Origin of the sequence: Curtobacterium sp. TXMA1 (assembly GCF_020162095.1) — a bacterium.
In the GTDB taxonomy this organism is placed as follows: Bacteria; Actinomycetota; Actinomycetes; order Actinomycetales; family Microbacteriaceae; genus Curtobacterium.
On the sequence record NZ_CP083910.1, the window covers coordinates 2,351,276 to 2,368,093 of the forward strand.

At 72.2% G+C, this 16,818-nt stretch carries 18 protein-coding genes; 4 read left to right on the forward strand and 14 right to left on the reverse strand.

Annotated features, from left to right (window positions below):
- Nucleotide 1: 1 nt before the first annotated feature.
- Nucleotides 2-1,804 (reverse strand): 2-succinyl-5-enolpyruvyl-6-hydroxy-3-cyclohexene-1-carboxylic-acid synthase, encoded by a 1,803-nt coding sequence (gene menD / locus LCG91_RS11070; protein WP_058729671.1) that lies wholly within the window; start codon nucleotides 1,802-1,804, stop codon nucleotides 2-4.
- Nucleotides 1,737-2,129, reverse strand: a complete 393-nt coding sequence (locus LCG91_RS11075; RefSeq protein WP_058729672.1) for a PLDc N-terminal domain-containing protein — start codon at nucleotides 2,127-2,129, stop codon at nucleotides 1,737-1,739. Before LCG91_RS11075 ends, menD begins: the two co-directional genes overlap by 68 nt.
- A gap of 78 nt (nucleotides 2,130-2,207) precedes the next feature.
- Here LCG91_RS11075 and LCG91_RS11080 point away from each other — a divergent pair, with 78 nt between their 5' ends.
- Nucleotides 2,208-2,537: a DUF4229 domain-containing protein gene (locus LCG91_RS11080; RefSeq protein WP_058729673.1), complete on the forward strand. Its 330-nt coding sequence runs from the start codon at nucleotides 2,208-2,210 to the stop codon at nucleotides 2,535-2,537.
- Nucleotides 2,538-2,608: 71 nt separating this feature from the next.
- On the opposite strand, the gene LCG91_RS11085 is transcribed toward LCG91_RS11080, so the two are convergent.
- The 4 genes from LCG91_RS11085 to LCG91_RS11100 form a co-directional block, all read right to left on the reverse strand.
- On the reverse strand, nucleotides 2,609-3,604 hold the full coding sequence (locus LCG91_RS11085) for a 1,4-dihydroxy-2-naphthoate polyprenyltransferase (RefSeq protein ID WP_224441396.1): 996 nt from the start codon (nucleotides 3,602-3,604) through the stop codon (nucleotides 2,609-2,611).
- Nucleotides 3,605-3,628: 24 nt separating this feature from the next.
- Nucleotides 3,629-4,780 (reverse strand): AMP-binding protein, encoded by a 1,152-nt coding sequence (locus tag LCG91_RS11090; protein ID WP_224441397.1) that lies wholly within the window; start codon nucleotides 4,778-4,780, stop codon nucleotides 3,629-3,631.
- Nucleotides 4,781-4,796: 16 nt separating this feature from the next.
- Nucleotides 4,797-5,726: a 1,4-dihydroxy-2-naphthoyl-CoA synthase gene (locus tag LCG91_RS11095; protein ID WP_058729676.1), complete on the reverse strand. Its 930-nt coding sequence runs from the start codon at nucleotides 5,724-5,726 to the stop codon at nucleotides 4,797-4,799.
- A 71-nt stretch (nucleotides 5,727-5,797) separates the two neighbouring features.
- The gene (locus LCG91_RS11100) at nucleotides 5,798-6,142 is read right to left on the reverse strand and encodes a hypothetical protein (protein ID WP_058729677.1); all 345 of its coding nucleotides are present in this window, start codon (nucleotides 6,140-6,142) and stop codon (nucleotides 5,798-5,800) included.
- Between the two features lie 436 nt (nucleotides 6,143-6,578).
- Here LCG91_RS11100 and LCG91_RS11105 point away from each other — a divergent pair, with 436 nt between their 5' ends.
- Nucleotides 6,579-7,559: an o-succinylbenzoate synthase gene (locus LCG91_RS11105; RefSeq protein WP_058749033.1), complete on the forward strand. Its 981-nt coding sequence runs from the start codon at nucleotides 6,579-6,581 to the stop codon at nucleotides 7,557-7,559.
- 306 nt (nucleotides 7,560-7,865) lie between these two features.
- Here the strand turns inward: LCG91_RS11105 and ccsB are convergent, their stop codons facing one another.
- The 6 genes from ccsB to LCG91_RS11135 all read right to left on the reverse strand — a co-directional run bounded on the left by ccsB (nucleotide 7,866) and on the right by LCG91_RS11135 (nucleotide 14,150).
- Complete coding sequence (ccsB, locus tag LCG91_RS11110; protein WP_224443136.1) at nucleotides 7,866-8,846, reverse strand: c-type cytochrome biogenesis protein CcsB; 981 nt, start codon at nucleotides 8,844-8,846, stop codon at nucleotides 7,866-7,868.
- Nucleotides 8,847-8,854: 8 nt separating this feature from the next.
- A complete protein-coding gene (locus LCG91_RS11115; RefSeq protein ID WP_224443137.1) occupies nucleotides 8,855-10,483 on the reverse strand; it encodes a cytochrome c biogenesis protein ResB in 1,629 nt (542 codons plus the stop codon).
- A gap of 73 nt (nucleotides 10,484-10,556) precedes the next feature.
- The gene (locus LCG91_RS11120; protein ID WP_058749598.1) at nucleotides 10,557-11,255 is read right to left on the reverse strand and encodes a cytochrome c biogenesis CcdA family protein; all 699 of its coding nucleotides are present in this window, start codon (nucleotides 11,253-11,255) and stop codon (nucleotides 10,557-10,559) included.
- Nucleotides 11,256-11,300: 45 nt separating this feature from the next.
- Entirely contained in the window at nucleotides 11,301-11,912 is a 612-nt protein-coding gene (locus LCG91_RS11125; protein WP_058729793.1) for a TlpA family protein disulfide reductase, read from the reverse strand.
- Entirely contained in the window at nucleotides 11,912-12,568 is a 657-nt protein-coding gene (locus LCG91_RS11130; RefSeq protein WP_058749593.1) for a histidine phosphatase family protein, read from the reverse strand. Before LCG91_RS11130 ends, LCG91_RS11125 begins: the two co-directional genes overlap by 1 nt.
- A 91-nt stretch (nucleotides 12,569-12,659) precedes the next feature.
- On the reverse strand, nucleotides 12,660-14,150 hold the full coding sequence (locus tag LCG91_RS11135; RefSeq protein ID WP_058729791.1) for a SulP family inorganic anion transporter: 1,491 nt from the start codon (nucleotides 14,148-14,150) through the stop codon (nucleotides 12,660-12,662).
- A gap of 178 nt (nucleotides 14,151-14,328) precedes the next feature.
- Here LCG91_RS11135 and LCG91_RS11140 point away from each other — a divergent pair, with 178 nt between their 5' ends.
- Nucleotides 14,329-14,703 (forward strand): MerR family transcriptional regulator, encoded by a 375-nt coding sequence (locus LCG91_RS11140; protein ID WP_058749599.1) that lies wholly within the window; start codon nucleotides 14,329-14,331, stop codon nucleotides 14,701-14,703.
- Between the two features lie 21 nt (nucleotides 14,704-14,724).
- Here the strand turns inward: LCG91_RS11140 and LCG91_RS11145 are convergent, their stop codons facing one another.
- A complete protein-coding gene (locus tag LCG91_RS11145; protein ID WP_153001756.1) occupies nucleotides 14,725-14,937 on the reverse strand; it encodes a hypothetical protein in 213 nt (70 codons plus the stop codon).
- The gene (locus LCG91_RS11150) at nucleotides 14,891-15,271 is read right to left on the reverse strand and encodes a hypothetical protein (protein WP_224441398.1); all 381 of its coding nucleotides are present in this window, start codon (nucleotides 15,269-15,271) and stop codon (nucleotides 14,891-14,893) included. Before LCG91_RS11150 ends, LCG91_RS11145 begins: the two co-directional genes overlap by 47 nt.
- Nucleotides 15,272-15,411: 140 nt before the next feature.
- Between LCG91_RS11150 and aspS the strand changes: the two genes are divergently transcribed.
- A complete protein-coding gene (aspS, locus tag LCG91_RS11155; protein WP_224441399.1) occupies nucleotides 15,412-16,752 on the forward strand; it encodes an aspartate--tRNA(Asn) ligase in 1,341 nt (446 codons plus the stop codon).
- Nucleotides 16,753-16,818 lie beyond the last annotated feature (66 nt).

Here is a 16,818-nt window from a genome sequence, read left to right on the forward strand (position 1 = left end):
GTCAGTCGGTCAGCGGGACCTCGACGACCAGGCGCTGCGCCGGGTCGGTGAGCGCGCCCTCGAGGTCGCCCCAGGTCGCAGCCCGGCGGTAGGCCCACCCGAGCCCGGTGACGACCCGCTCGACGTCGACGTGCTGCGGCGTCGTCATCACACGCCGCATGTCCTGCTCGGGGGTGGTCGCCGCGACCTCGAGGCCGCGGAAGATCGCGCCCCCGCCGTCGTTGCCGACCACCACCTGGACACGGTGCGTCGGCTCTTCGGTGCCGGTGACGAACGCCCCGAGGTCGTGCAGGAACGTCAGGTCGCCGACGAGCACCCGCGTGGTGCCGACGGAGTCCGGCGTCCGTTCGAGTGCGGCGGCGATCCCCAGTGCGGTCGACACCGTGCCGTCGATCCCCGCGAGGCCGCGGTTCGCGTGCACCCGGATCTTCTTGCCCGGCACGTGCGCGTCGGCCACCCGGATCAGCTGCGAGGCGCCGAGCACGAGGCGGTCGTGCGGCCACGTCGCGCCCCAGACCGCCTCGACGAGCATGGTCCGGTCGACCGGTCGACGACGCAGGGCGACCTCGTCGCGCAGGTACCGGTTGCGCTCGGCGCGGTCCCCCGAACGCTTCGCGTCGAGGTCCGGCCCGGCATCGCCGTCGCCGAGGAGCGCGCGGCTCGTCGCCACCCACCGTCCCACCCACGCGCGGTGCGCCGGGGTGGTCCGGCCCGTCACGCGGACGTCGGAGACGAAGGAGGTGGCGGCGTCCGGCCGGGAGGCACGGGCCGGGTCGAAGGGGTCGGCCCCCGGTCCGCGGACCACGACCGTCTCGACGTCGGCCCGCTGCAGCAGGGCGGGCACCTCGCGGCTGAGCGTGGGGTGTCCCAGGACGACGGCGCGGCGCACGGCACCGCCGAACCCGGGGTCGCGGAGCAGCTCCCGGTAGGTGACGACCAGGTTGCGGCCGAAGCGCGCCCCGCTCGACACCTCGGCCAACAGCGGCGCGCCGAGCTCCCACGCGATCCGTTCGGCGTCCTCGCCGGCGTCGTGTCCCGCGATGACGACGGTCGCGGGCTGGTCGTCCGGTGCGAGCTCCGCGACCGGCAGTCCGGCGTGCACCCGACGACGGGCGTGCTCCGTGTCGACCTCGTCCTCCGGCACGGCGGGGACGTCCTCGGGTCGGAGCCCGGCGGACAGCGGCTCGCGGAAGGCGACGTTCAGCTGCACCGGCCCCGGCTGCCCGGTGTGCCCCGACGCGACGGCGACGGCCTCACGCGCGAGCGACCGGACGGCGTCGACGTCCGTGCCGCCGTGTGCCGTCGGCGCCTGCACGTCGCGCACGAAGGACACGGCCGGACCGAACAGTCCGGGCTGGACCGTCGTCTGGTTGCTGCCGATCCCCCGCAGCTCGTCCGGACGGTCGGCGGAGAGGACGACCATCGGCACACCGGAGTGGTGGGCCTCGAGCACGGCGGGGTGCAGGTTGGCCACGGCGGTGCCCGAGGTGGTGACGACGGCTGCCGGGCGACCCGACTCGACCGCGAGCCCGAGCGCGAAGAAGCCGGCGGTCCGCTCGTCGAGCCGGACGTGCACGGTGGTGCCGCCGGCACGTCCGAGGGCGACCGCCGCGAGGGCGAGTGCCTGCGACCGGGAGCCCGGGCTCACGACGACGTCGGTGACACCGGCGCGCGCGAGCTCCCGCAGGAGCGCGAGCGCGAAGTCGGTGGCCGGACTGCCGGAGCCCGCGGGCCCGTCAGCGATCGGCGGGGCGGTCGTCGTCTCGTTCGTCGCGGTCGCGTCGTTCGTCGCGGAGCTGGTCATCGCGGAACTGGTCCTCGAGGTCTCGGAGGGTTGCGTCGTCCTGGTCCGTTCCGGTGCGGAGTGTCCCGGTGCCACGGGGGCCACCGAGGAAGTCGGGATCGTCTTCGGGTCCACGGTACCGGGGCGCCGGTCCGGGCGTGGCGGGGGCCCGACCGAGCACGAACCACAGCAGACCGCCGAGCACCGGCAGGACGAGCACGAGGAGGATCCACCACCCGCGCCGCAGGGAACGGACGCGCTGACGTGGCATGGTCGCGCAGTCGATGACCGCGTAGACCGTGAAGGCCACGGCGGCGACGGCGACGATCAACCACAGACGGACCATGCGACGACTCTAGGCAGCGCGCCTGGGACGGACCTGCCCGTCAGCCGCTGCACGAGCGGTGTTCCGTAGACTCGTGGGGTGAAAGCGTGGCTCGTCTACACCCTTGCCCGGCTCGGCATCTTCGCCGCGGCGCTGGCCGTCCTGCTCGTCATCGGCCTGAAGTGGTACTGGGCGGCGATCGGCGCTGCGCTGATCGGCCTGCTCGTGTCGTACATCGCCCTGCCCGGACTCCGGGGCCGGGTGACCTCGTCCATCGCCGAACGTCGGGGTCGACCGGAGCACGACGCCGACTCGGACTTCGAGGACGACTTCGTCGACGCTGCCGACACCGACGCGACCGCCGCCACCGACCAGCCCGTGTCGGACGCCGACCGGCACCGCGAGCGTCGCGAGCACGACGCCGAGTAGTCCGCGCCGCCCGTCCCGTCCCGACGGGTGGTCCGCGCCGCCGGTCCCCGCACGCCGCCCGGTCGACGCGCCTACGGCAGGAGGACGAGCGTCAGGCCCAGGACCACGCCGTAGGCGAGCGACGCGAAGGACGACAGCTGCAGGGCCGTGATGAGCTCGCGCGGCTTCCGCGACGAGACGCCGATCGCGAGTGCCGGCAGCGCCAGCAGCAGCGAGAAGTACGCGAACCCGGTGCGGAAGTACAGCAGCACGAACCACAGCAGCACGACGTACGGCAGCATCAGGAACAGCCCGAACAGGACCCGGGCGACGGGCCGACCGACCACGACCGCGAGGGTCCGTTTGCCGGCCTGACGGTCCTCGTCCACGTCGCGGATGTTGTTGACCATGAGCACGGCGCAGGCGAAGAAGCCGGCGGCGACGGCCGCTGCCCAGCCGCTCGCGGTGACCGCCTGGATCTGCACGTACTGGGTGCCGAGCACGGCGACCAGCCCGAAGAAGACGAAGACGAAGACCTCGCCGAGCGCGTTGTAGCCGTACGGCTTCTTCCCGCCGGTGTAGTACCAGGCCGCGACGATCGCGGCCGCGCCGACGAGCAGCAGCCACCACGTGCCGGTGAGCAGCACGATGACCAGACCGGCGACCGCGGCGAGCCCGAAGAACGTCAGCGCGACGGTGAGCACCGTGCGGGGCTTCGCCAGGCCGGCACCGGTCAGACGGGCCGGACCGACGCGGAACTCGTCGGTGCCCCGGACGCCGTCGGAGTAGTCGTTGCTGTAGTTCACGCCGATCTGCAGGAACAGTGCGACCGCGAGCGCGAGCAGGGCGACCGCGAGGTGGTGGTCGCGCCCGAGGTACGCGCCGAAGTCGCCCGGCTCACCGGAGTCGACGAACGCCACGCCGGTACCGAGCACGACCGGCACGACACCGAGCGTCAGCGTGCGGAGCCGGGCACCGCCGATCCAGTCGCCCGCGGTCGCCCGCTGCTTCGTGCGCTGCGGTGCCGAGGCCTTCGCCGGGTTGCCGCTGCGGCCCTTGACCGGGGTCCTGTTCTTCGTACGTGCCACGGCCGACCATCGTATCGGTGACGACTACGGGGACGGTGCGCCCTCGGGGTCGGCCAGCGCGCGGACGGCCCGGCGGTCGGGCTTGCCGGACGCGAGCATCGGGAGCGTGTCCACGACCAGGACCGCGGCGGGACGGGCTGCGCGTCCGAGGGCCTCCGCGACGTGGGCGCGCACCGTGTCGAGGTCGATCGAGCGTTCCGTGACGACGACGGGCACCTCGCCCCACTCCCCCGACGCCCGTCGTGTGACGACCGCGGCGTCCTGCCCGGGCAGCTCGCGCACCCGGCGCTCCACCGCACCGAGCGGCACCTTCTCGCCACCGGAGACGATCACGTCGTCGAGCCGGCCGAGCACGCGCAGCCGACCGTCGTCGTCGATGGTCGCGGCGTCGCCGGTCCGGTACCAGCGGTGACCGTCGCGCTCGACGAAGGTGCGTGCCGTGCGCTCCGGGTCGTCGAGGTAGCCCTCGGCGAGCATCGGACCGGACAGCTCGAGCGCGCCGTCGGCGAGTTCCGCGCGGACCGTGCCGAACGGCGTGCCGTCGTACACGCAGCCGCCGCTCGTCTCGCTCGCGCCGTAGGTCGTGACGACCCGGACGCCGGCGTCGAGGGCGCGCTGCCGGAGCGGCGCGGGGGTGGACTGGCCGCCGACCAGGACGGCGTCGAACCGGGTCGCGGCTGCGGTGGCGCGCGGGTCGTCGAGCACGCGGGCGAGCTGCACCGGCACGAGCGACGTGTAGCGGCGAGGCGCTCCCGGGCCGACGTCGAGCCGGTCGACCGCGTCGGCGAACGCGCCGCCGTCGAAGTGCCCCGGCGGGACCACGATCGGGGTGGTGCCCGCCGTGATCGAGCGTGTCAGGACGTTGAGACCGGCGATGTAGTGCGTCGGGAGCGCGAGCACCCACCGGCCGGGACCACCGAGTGCGGCATCGGCCGACGCGGCACCCGCCAGCAGGGCGTCCGACGACAGGGCCACGCGCTTGCCGGTGCCGGTGGACCCGCTCGTCTCGACGACCAGGGCGACCCGCTGCGTGACGTGCGACGGCGGCGGGGCGGGCAGCGCCGGGGCGTCCTCGGCGACGGGGAGCAGTGCGGGACCGCCGGCGAGTGCAGCCTCCAGGCCGCGCAGCACCGCGGACGGGTCGGACGCGCCGATCGCGACCAGCGGGCGGTTCACCTGCCGGGTCCCGGGATCAGTAGTGCCACGGGAACGATGTCCACTCCGGCCTGCGCTTCTCGAGGAAGGCGTCGCGGCCCTCGACCGCCTCGTCGGAGGCGTAGGCGAGGCGCGTCGCCTCGCCCGCGAACACCTGCTGGCCGACCATGCCGTCGTCCACCGCGTTGAAGGCGTACTTGAGCATGCGGATCGCGGTCGGCGACTTGCCGAGGATCGTCTCGCCCCACCGGATCGCCTCGCGCTCGAGGTCCTCGTGCGCCACGACCTTGTTCACCGCGCCCATCTCGTACGCGCGTTGTGCCGAGTACTCCTCGGCGAGGAAGAAGACCTCGCGCGCCAGCTTCTGCCCGATCTGCCGGGCGTAGTAGGCGCTGCCGTAGCCGCCGTCGAAGGACCCCACGTCGGCGTCGGTCTGCTTGAACCGACCGTGCTCCGCGCTCGCGATCGTCAGGTCGGCGACGGCGTGCAGCGAGTGCCCGCCGCCCGCGGCCCAGCCGGGCACGACGGCGATGACGACCTTCGGCATCATCCGGATGAGGCGCTGGACCTCGAGGATGTGCAGCCGACCCATCGACGCCTGCGCGGCAGCGGGGTCGACGCCCTCGGGTGGCGCGCCCTCGTCGCCGACGTACTGGTAGCCACTGCGGCCTCGGATGCGCTGGTCGCCGCCGGAGCAGAACGCCCAACCGCCGTCCTTCGGGCTCGGGCCGTTGCCGGTGAGCAGGACGACGCCGACACGCGGGTCCTGACGCGCGTCGTCGAGGGCACGGTAGAGCTCGTCGACGGTCCGTGGGCGGAAGGCGTTGCGGACCTCGGGGCGGTCGAAGGCCACGCGGACGATGCCCTGCGAGACGTGCTTGTGGTACGTGATGTCGGTGAAGTGCTCCGCGACCGGCGCAGCGGTCCAGACGTCGGGGTCGAACAGGTCGGAGACGGGAGCAGCCATGTCCCCACCGTATCGCCGGGGTGTGGGAGCGGCCCCCGCTCCGTGCTGGTCGGGGCCCCGTTCCCGTCGGGCTACATGCCCGTGAGGGCCTCGGGGGCGAGGACGACGAGCAGCACGATGAGGATGACCGGGTTCGCGAAGAACGCGAGGACGACCCCGACCGCGCCGTACCAGCGACCGAACGACCCGACCGCGGCGATGAAGCCGAGCACCGCGGCGATCAGGGTGAGGAAGACCACCACGAAGCAGATGCCGAAGGCGAAGGTGGTGTCGCCGCCCATGAACACCGCGAAGGCGCTGGCGTCGACCGCGGCGGAGACCACGGCGAGTCCGAGCGCGATCTTGCCGACGATCGGGTTCCGGCGGCGGCGGGCGGCGTGCTCGAGCGCGCGGGTGTCGACGGTGTTGCGCTGCATCAGGCGCTCGAAGTCGCCGGTGTCGGAGCGTCCTCCGGGAGGACGGGGCCCGGCGGGTCTGGCGGCCGCGTTCGTGGCAGGCCGGGTCGTTCCCGACGCGGCCGCGCGCTGTGCTGCCGTCCGCTGCGCGGCTGCCTGCCGGGTTGCACCGGGACGCTGCGCCGCCGCCGCGCGTTGCGCCGCGGCACGCTGCGCTGCGGCGCGCTGCTGCGGATCCGACGCCACCGGCCCTCCCTCTCCTCGGTCGCCACACGGACGTGCCACGGTGGTCCGCGGCGCCGTCGACGCTGGGCCGACCGGTGCATGCTAGTGCCCGGCCCTGGCGGTCGGCTCCGAGGAAGCGGCGGGAGCGCTGGGCGCGGGACGGGCCCCGGCGTCGCCGGTCCTCGGCGCGGCCGCCCCGGTCGCTGTCACCGCCCGTGCGCGAGGATGGGGTGTGCTCCCTGACCTCGCCGACCTCACCGCAGACGCCCACGTCGTCGCGCTGCCCATGCGCGTCCGTTTCCGTGGCATCACCGTCCGCGAGGCCGTGGTGCTCCGCGGACCCGCAGGGTGGACGGAGTTCTCGCCCTTCGTCGAGTACGACGACCACGAGGCGACCGCCTGGCTCCGGAGCGCCGTCGACTTCGGGTGGACCGAGCACCTCCCCGGGGCCGACACGGTGCCGGTGAACGCCACGGTGCCGGCTGTCGGGCCGGACGCGGTCGCCGGTCTCCTGGCGCGCTACCCCGGCTGCACGACCGCGAAGGTCAAGGTCGCCGAGCCGGGGACGAGCACCGAGGACGACGTCGCCCGCGTCGCCGAGGTCCGTCGCGTGATGGGACCGGAGGCGGCGATCCGCGTGGACGCCAACGGGCTCTGGTCCGTCGACCAGGCCGTCGAGGCGCTCGAGCGGCTCGCTCCCCACCGCCTCCAGTACGCCGAGCAGCCGTGCCGGTCGGTGCCCGAACTCGCCGAGCTCCGGCGACGGATCGCGGACCTCGGCGTGCCCGTCGCCGCCGACGAGAGCGTTCGCCGGGCGTCGGACCCGCTCGCCGTGGCCCGGGCCGGTGCGGCCGACGTGCTCGTCGTGAAGGCGCAGCCGCTCGGCGGGGTCACCGCGGCGCGCGCGATCGTCGCCGAGGCCGGTCTGCCGTGCGTCGTCTCCAGTGCGCTCGACACCTCGGTGGGGCTCGGGACCGGGGCGTTCCTCGCGGCGGCGGCGATGTCGCCCGGGTACGCGGCGGGGCTCGGGACGGCCGCGATGTTCGAGACGGACGTCACCGCCAATCCCCTGCTGCCGGTCGACGGGCGGGTACCGGTCCGCCGCACCGAGGTGTCGCAGGAGCTGCTGGAGCGGAACGCAGCGTCTCCGGAGCGGACGGCGTGGTGGTTCGCCCGGCTGGAGCGTGTGCACGCCCTGCTCGCCGCCGCCTGAGCGCGGAGGCGGCGGCACCGGCGTCGGCGTCGGCGTCGGCGTCCGCGTCCGCGTCCGCGTCCGATCGTTCCGGTAGGACGACGTGCCGCTTGCGATCCCTCGAGTCGCACGACGTGCCGCCAGGTCGCGCCACCAGCGGCAAGTCCTGCGACGAAGACCGACGGGCCCCCGCCTGCCGGACCGGGAGGGGCCGACCCGAGTGCGCCGGCACCCGGCAGCTGGCTGTGACGGACGGGAGGCACGGTGCCAGCTGGCACCGTGCCTCCCGTCCGTCACGCCGGTTGCGTCAGCGACGCCCGGCCGGGCTCACAGGCCCGAGTAGCTGTGCAGGCCCTTGAAGAAGACGTTCACGACGGAGAAGTTGAACATCACCGCGGCGAAGCCGATGAGCGCCAACCAGGACGACCGAGCACCACGCCAGCCGCGGGTCGCACGGGCGTGGATGTACCCGGCGTAGACGACCCAGATGATGAAGGTCCAGACCTCCTTGGTGTCCCACCCCCAGTACCGGCCCCAGGCGCGCTCGGCCCAGATCGCACCCGCGATCAGGGTGAAGGTCCAGAGCACGAAGCCGACGAGCAGCACGCGGTAGGTCAGGACCTCGAGCCGCTCGGCGTCGGGCAGCGTCTCCATGAAGCGGAGCTGCTTGGAGACCGGGCGGCCCTGTCGGTAGGTCTGCACCAGTTGCGCCACGGCCAGGCCGGCGCCGAGGGCGAAGAACCCCGTGCCCGCGATCGCGACGAAGACGTGGATGACGAGCCAGTACGACTGCAGTGCGGGCTGCAGCGGGACGACGGGCACCCAGTAGTTCACGGTCGCGATGCCGAGCAGGATGATCGTGAGCCCGGTGATGAACACGCCGAGGAACTTCAGGTTCTGCCAGAACTGCACCAGCAGGAAGATCAGCGTGATGAGCGCCGTACCGGTGAGGGAGAACTCGAACATGTTGCCCCACGGCACACGGTCGGCCGCGACGCCGCGCAGGACGGTCGCCCCGACGTGCAGCACGAGCGCGAGGATCGTCATCGCCATGCCGACGCGCTCGAACTTCGTGCCGCCACCGCCGGAGCGGCCCCGGTCGGTGTCGACCTTCTCGAGCACGACCGTACCGCCCTGCACCGTCGCGACGGTGCGTTCGGCGGGCGTGGCTGCGGCGGCCCCGGCGCCGGCTGCGACCTGGCCGGACCGCTTCGCCATGTCGAGCGCGAACGAGATGAACGCGATGACGTAGACCGCCATCGCGGAGTACGTCAGGACGACCGAGTAGGTCGCGAGGTTGGTCGTCATGTCCGGGTTCACGCAGGGATCCTAACTCCGAGGTCCGACAGGTGCCTCTTGGCGATGTCGTCGACGGCGCGCTCGAGGTTGGGGTCCTCGCCGCGCGCCAGGCCGGCGTACTCGAGGTCGTACTCGCCGTGCTCCGCACCCCGACGCGGGACGGCCTTCACCCACACGCGGCGACGGGGCACGAACAGCGACGTGAGCAGGCCGAGCACCGCGAGCACCGCGAAGCCGGCGACGAACAGCTGCGACGGGTCGTGGTGCACGTCGAGTGAGACGTAGCGCTTCACACCGTCGAAGGTGATCGAGCCGGTGCCGTCCGGCAGGGTCTTCGTCTGCCCGGGCTTGAGCTCGATGCTGGCGGTCTTCGACTGGCGCCCGGCGATCTGCTCGAGGCCGCTGGTGTCGAGCGAGTAGACGCTCTGCGGGACACCGCTGTCGAGGCCGAGGTCGCCGCGGTACACCTGCAGCGTCAGGAGCGGGTTCTGCGCGTCCGGGTAGGCGCTGGCGAACGCGCCGGTCGACAGCTTCGACGCGGTCGGGTAGAAGAACCCGACCATGCCGAGCTGCGACGGCGAGGCGTCCGGGACCTTGATGACGCCGGTCGACGTGTAGTTCGCGTCCTCCGGCAGGAACGGCACGACGTCCTGGAACGCCACGTTCCCCTTGCCGTCGCGGACCGTGACCTGCATCGCGTACCCGTTGCCGAGCAGGTACACGTTCGTCCCACCGACCGAGAGCGGGTCGTTCACGCCGATGCGGCTCGTCTTCGGCGCCTGGCCCTTCTCCTGGCTGGTCACCGTCGCCGAGTAGTCGAGGGCCTGCCCGAGGGCGTCGAGGTTCTTCTCCTCGTACGTGGTCGTGAACTTGTCGAGCGTCAGGTTGTAGCCCTGCAGGTCGGACTGGCGGAACCAGCGGCCCGGGTTGAAGGAGTCGTACGAGCCGAGGACGTTCGAGAACGTCTGCCCCTCGACGAGCAGGCGCTGCCCCGTGTAGCTGAAGCCGCCGCCGAGGCCGACCGCCACGAGCACGCCGACGAGCGCCGCGTGGAAGACGAGGTTGCCGGTCTCGCGCAGGTAGCCGCGCTCCGCGCTCACCGAGTCCCCGAAGCGCTCGACCCGGTACCCGGACCGCTTGAGCAGCGCCGCCGCGCGGGTCACGGCGTCGTCGACGGACGGGAGGCTCGTGGTCGCGTCCGCCTCGACGGGGACCGACCGGTAGCCGGCCAGTCGGCCGAGACGCACCGGGGTCCTCGGCGGTCGCGTCCGCAGCGCCTGCCAGTGGTGCTTCGTCCGCGGGACGATGCACCCGATCAGCGACACGAACAGCAGCAGGTAGATCGCCGAGAACCACACCGAGGTGTAGGTGTCGAAGACCTGCAGGGTGTCGAGCACCGGGAAGAGCTGCGGGTGGTCCGCCTTGTACTGCACCACACCGTTCGGGTCGGCGGTGCGCTGGGGCACGAGGGAGCCCGGGATCGCGGCGAGTGCCAGGAGCATGAGCAGGAAGAGCGCCGTGCGCATGCTCGTCAGCTGGCGCCAGAAGAAGCGGACGTAGCCGACGAATCCGAGCTTCGGCTGCGTCGGTCCGTCGTCGCCGGTCACCGCCGGAGCGGCGCTGTCGACGTGGTCGGACGGGCGCATCGGGTCGGCACCCGAGGTCGTCTCGTCCACGGAGACCGGCTCGGCGTCGGGGCGCTCGGGGGTGGTGTCGTGCTCAGACCGCGGGGACAAAGCTCTGGATCACCGCCCCGAGGCTCGACATGACGGCCGACCAGATGCCGGTGACCATGAGCAGACCGATGACGATCAGGATCGCTCCTCCGATGATGTTGACGGTGCGCATGTGGCGCTTGACGACCCGGATCGCCCCGGTCGCCCACCCGGCGCCGAGCGCCACGAGGACGAAGGGCACACCGAGCCCCAGGCAGTACGCGACACCGAGCCACATGCCCTGCCAGGCGCTCCCCGACTGCACGCTGAGCAGGTTGATCGCGGCGAGCGTCGGCCCGAGGCAGGGAGTCCAGCCGAGGCCGAACACGATGCCGAGCAGCGGCGCCCCGACGAGGCCGGTCGCGGGCGTCCACGACGGCTTGACCGTGCGCTGCAGGAAGGTGAAGCGGCCGACGAAGACCAGGCCCATCGCGATCACGACGACGCCGAGCACCTGCGTGATGAGGTCACGCCACCGGACGAGCCAGAAGCCGAGCGCGCCGAACACGGTCGTGTACGCCACGAACACCGCGGTGAAGCCGAGCACGAACAGCACGACGCCGAGCACGACACGACCCCGACGCTGACCGCCCTCGGCGATCCCGCCGACGTACCCGAGGTAGCCGGGCACGAGCGGGAGCACGCACGGGGACAGGAACGACACGAGACCGGCCAGGGCGGCGACGGGCAGCGCCACCAGCATCTGGCCGCTCAGGATCGCGTCGGCGAAGGGGTTGCCGGGCACGGGTCAGGACGCCTTGCCGTCGAGCTCGTCGCCGACCAGGGTCTGCAGGATGCTCTTGCCGTCGATCGCGCCGAGGACGCGGGCGGCCACACGGCCCTGCTTGTCGAGGACGATCGTCGCGGGGACGGCGTTCGGGGCGATCTGCCCGGAGAGCGCGAGTTGCACGGTGCCGTCGCGGGCGTCGAGCACGGTCGGGTAGTCGACACCGAAGGTGCGCTCGAACGCCGCCGCGGTGCCCTCTTCGTCGCGGACGTTGACGCCCACGAAGACCACGTCGTCGTCGGCGTACTGCTCGTGCACCTGGTTGAGGTACTTCGCCTCGGCGCGGCACGGCGGGCAGCCGGCGTACCAGAAGTTGAGCACGACGACCTTGCCGCGGAGGTCCTTCGCCGAGATGGTGTCGCCGTCGGTGTCCTTCGTCGTGAAGTCGACCGGGGCGCTGCGCTTGTCGGCCGCCACCTCGGTCACCGCCCCGGTGCCGGAGATGTAGTTCTGGGTGGTGCCGCTGCCGTACTGGCGCGACAGGTCGTCGTTCGACGACGAGCACCCGGCGAGCGCCAGGGCTGCGATCACCGCCGAGGCCGCGACGGCGGCGATCCGGCTGCGTGCGGACATCAGACTGCTCCTTCGTCGACCGCGGACGCACGCAGGGACTGCGCGGGGTCCGCGTACCCGACCTCGGTGAAGCGACCGGACGAGGTGGCGGGCACACGCTCGAGGGTCGTGATGCTGGACAGGTCGCACCGACGCTTGCGGGGGTCGTGCCAGAGCGGCTCCCCGGCGAGCTTGCGGTGCACCGTCCAGATGGGCAGCTGGTGGCTGACGAGGACGACGTCGCCGCCGTCCACGCTCTCCCACGCGGACGTGACCGCGGCGAGCATGCGGTTCGCGATGGACTCGTACGCCTCGCCCCAGCTCGGGCGGAACGGGTTCGCGATCCAGGGCCACTCGGCCGGACGCCCGATCGAGCGCTTCGTGAAGCCGGGGCGCTGGCCCTCGTACCGGTTCGTGGGCTCGATCAGCCGTTCGTCGAGCGAGACCTCGAGCCCGTAGGCGGCCGCCCAGGGCGCCGCGGACTCCTGCGTACGCTGCAGCGGCGACGCGACGATCCGCCGGACGTCGACCCCGGCGTCGTGCCAGGCGGTCGCCGACGCGGCGGCCATCCGGGCACCGAGTTCGCTGAGCCCGAAGCCGGGCAGCCGGCCGTAGAGCACTCGCCCCGGGTTGTGGACCTCGCCGTGCCGGACGAGGTGGATCCGTGTCGCGGGCATGGGTTCCAGTCTAGGTCGCTCCACCGTCATCACCCGCCCCACAGCGGATTCACCGGATGTGCGAGCGTTCAGCCCCCTCCGGTCGGCCGGATCAGCCCAGGCGTCCGGTCAGCCGTCCGTGCAACGCCACCGACCCGGTGTTCAGGTTGACGACCTCGACGGTCGAGCCGTGCCGTGCGTACCGCTGCTCCACCCCGTCGAGCGCCGCGACGGTGCTCGCGTCGAAGACGTGCGCGGCCGACATGTCGACGATCACCCGCTCCGGGTCCTCGGCGTAGGAGAACCGCGTGACGAGGTCGTTCGAGGAGGCGAAGAACAGGGCGCCCTGCACGCGGTAACGGACCGTGTGCTCGTCCACCGGCTCGCGCACCACGGAGACCACGTGCGCCGCTCGACGGGCGAACACGAGGGCCGCGACCACCACCCCCACCAGGACACCGGTGGCGAGGTTGTCGGTGGCGACGACCACCACGACGGTGATGACCATGACCGCCGTCTCGCCGAGTGGCATCCGTCCGAGCGTGCGCGGCCGGATGCTGTGCCAGTCGAAGGTCGCGACGCAGACCATGAGCATCACGGCGGTGAGCGCCGCCATCGGGATCTGCGCCACGAGGTCGTGCAGGACGATCGTCAGCACGAGCACCGAGGCTCCCGCGGCGAAGGTCGACACCCGTGTCCGCGCGCCCGCCGTCTTCACGTTGATGACGGTCTGGCCGATCATCGCGCACCCGCCCGTCCCGCCGAAGAACGCCGACGCGATGTTGGCGATGCCCTGTCCCCAGGACTCGCGCCACGCGCTGGACCGGGTCTCCGTCAGGGAGTCGACGAGCTGCGCCGTCAGGAGCGTCTCGATGAGCCCGACGATCGCGACCCCGAACGCGTACGGGGCGACGATCTGCAGGGTCTCGAACGTCAGCGGCACGGTGATGCCGCCGAAGCCGGGCAGCGCGGTCGGCAGCGAACCCTCGTCGCCGACCGTGGGCACGGCGACCCCGAACACGATCGTGATCGCGGTCACCACGACGACGGCGATCAACGGCGCGGGGACGGCCTTCGTGAGGAACGGGAAGGCCACGATGATGCCGACTCCGAGTGCGGTGAGGGGCCACACCACGAGGGGGACGTCGTCGCCGAACAGGTTGGGCAGCTGCGCGGTGAAGATGAGGATCGCGAGCGCGTTGACGAAGGCCACGTTGACGCTGCGCGGGATGAAGCGCATCAGGCGGGCCACCCCGAGGAACCCGAGCACCAGCTGGAACACGCCACCGAGCACGACCGCGGGGACGAGGTAGGCGACGCCGTGGTCGCGCACGAGCGGTGCGATCACGAGCGCGACCGACCCCGCGGCGGCGGAGATCATCGCGGGGCGGCCGCCGACGATCGAGATCACCACCGCGATCACGACACTCGAGAAGAGCCCGACCGCGGGGTCGACGCCGGCGACCACCGAGAACGAGATCGCCTCGGGGATCAGGGCGAGGGCGGTGACGACACCTGCCAGGACCTCCCGGGTGAGCAGACGAGGCGAACGGAGCGCACTGAGGACGCTGGGGGCTGCGGGAGCATGGGGAGCGAGGGACATCGACCACGACCCTACCCTGACGTGAGGGTAGGGTTGTCACGTCGGCAGGAGGACGCCGACTCCGAGCGACGTCGGGAGGAGATCTGCGACCATGGCGACCGTGAGCTTCCCCGCACCGACACCCGACGACCGCGCGGCAGCCGACAAGACGGCAGCCGACCGAGCAGCAGCCGACACCATGCACATCGGCGAGCTCGCCGAGCGTGCCGGAATGTCCCTGCGGACGATCCGGCACTACGACGAGGTCGGCCTCCTCGTGCCGAGTGGCCGGACCGCCGGGGGCTTCCGCGTGTACACGGCGCAGGACCTCGAGCGGCTGCTCGTCATCCGTCGGATGAAGCCGCTCGGCTTCAGCTTGGACGAGATGGCCGAGCTGCTCCGCGTCGTCGACGCCCTGGCCGGGGCCGCTCCGGAGGACCAGCCGGCACTCGCCGCCCGGCTCGACGCATCACTCGAGGACGCCCGCGCCCGGCACGCGAAGCTCGTGGAGCGCGCCGGCATGGCCGAGGAGTTCATCGGCACGCTGAGCACCCTGCGCGCTTCGCTCCCCTGACGGAGCGCGAACCCGCACGGGTCACCGGTCGACCCGCAGCTCCCCGGCCTCGATCAGCCGCGCACGCTCACGCTGCGCTGCCCGCAGTTCTTCGCGCCACCGGAGCAGGTCGTCATGCACCCGGATGATCCGTCGCGCCTGCCACGGCCGGAAGCGGTACTGCCGTCGGATCTGCTGCCGCCACTCCTCACGGTCGCGTTCGATGAGCGCGACCACCGGGTCTTCCACCGTCATCTGCATCCCCTTCCGAGATCAGGTCGAGCACGATCTTGCCGATCGCGGCGTCATCGGCGCGAAGGATCTGCATTCTGGACATCGCCCGATCAGTGGAGCGACCGACCTCAGCCCTGCCGACGTCGTCGTCACACGCATGATCGACCGTCCAGACGAAGCGCGCCCACGCCCGATCGCGCTCCTCGCGCGCCACGTCCCGGCGCCACCGCACCAGCGCCCAGACGCCGGCCACGGCCGTGCCGAGCAGCGTGTCCGCCGATCCGACCACCGCGGCCAGCACCGCCGCCACCGCGACGGGCGGCCAGGCCGCGAGTCCTTCTCCCGTCGCCGTCATCCGGGACCCCTCTCGACTCGCGACCCGACCACACGGACGACGCTACGGAGGCGGTGGGGCCGAGCCGCGCCTCCCGGCCGGAACTGTGGAGAACGCACGCCGCGAGCCCACCTGTGGAGGAGGCCGTAGACTCGACGACCGTGATCGAACGCACCCGCATCGCCGACCTCGCCGCCCTCCCCGACGGCCCCGTTGCCGTCGCCGGCTGGGTGGAGACCGTCCGCGACCAGAAGAAGGTCCAGTTCGTCGTCCTCCGCGACGAGACCGGCGCCGCGCAGCTGGTGAACCCGGCGACGCGCGAGGCCGAGGACGGCGACGACGACGCCCAGGCCCGGCTCGCCATCACGAACGAGGTCTCCGGCCTGGCGCACGGCACCTTCGTGCACGTCCGCGGCACCCTGAAGCACGACGAGCGCGTGAAGCTCGGCGGGCTCGAGGTCAAGGTCGGCTCGCTCGAGGTCGTCAGCGCAGCGATCCCGGAGACCCCGATCGCGGACGACTCCTCGCTCGACAAGCGCCTCGACTGGCGGTTCCTCGACCTGCGCAACCGCAAGCAGAACCTGATCTTCCGCATCCAGACCACGCTGGAGCACGCGTTCCGCACGTACTGGGTCGAGCGGGACTACATCGAGATCCACACCCCGAAGCTCATGGCGTCGGCGTCCGAGTCGCGCGCCGAGCTCTTCCAGCTCGAGTACTTCGAGACCACCGCCTACCTGGCGCAGTCGCCGCAGAACTTCAAGCAGATGGCACAGCCCGCCGGCTTCGGCGCGGTGTTCGAGATCGCGGACGCCTTCCGCGCCGACCCGTCGTTCACGAGCCGCCACGCCACGGAGTTCACGAGCGTGGACGCCGAGATCTCGTGGGTCGAGTCCCACGCCGACGTCATGGCCATGCACGAGGAGCTCCTCGTCGCGGGCTTCACCGCCGTGAAGGACAAGTACGGCAAGGAGATCGAGGAGGTCTTCGGCTTCGAGTTCGTCGTGCCGACCGCCCCGTTCCCCCGCGTCACCCTGGCCGAGGCCCGGAAGATCGTCGCCGACAGCGGCTACGAGGTCGTCCGCGCGGACGGTGACCTGGACCCGGAGGGCGAGCGTCGCGTGAGCGCCTGGGCGAAGGAGACGCACGGATCCGAGTTCGTGTTCGTCACCGACTACGACGCCTCGATCCGCCCGTACTACCACATGCGTCACGCCGACGACCCGACGCTGACGAACAGCTACGACCTGCTGTTCAACGGTGCCGAGATCTCGACCGGCGCCCAGCGCGAGCACCGCGTCGACGTCCTCGAGGCGCAGGCCGTCGAGAAGGGCCTCGACCCGGAGGAGCTCGGCTGGTACCTCGACTTCTTCCGCTACGGCGTCCCGCCGCACGGCGGCTTCGGCATGGGCCTGGCCCGCGTGCTCATGCTCGCACTGCACGAGCCGTCCATCCGCGAGGTCACGTACCTGTTCCGCGGTCCGACGCGCCTGACCCCGTAGTCACCGCCGACGACGACGGCCACCCTCCGACAGGAGGGTGGCCGTCGTCACGTGCGGGCCGGGAGG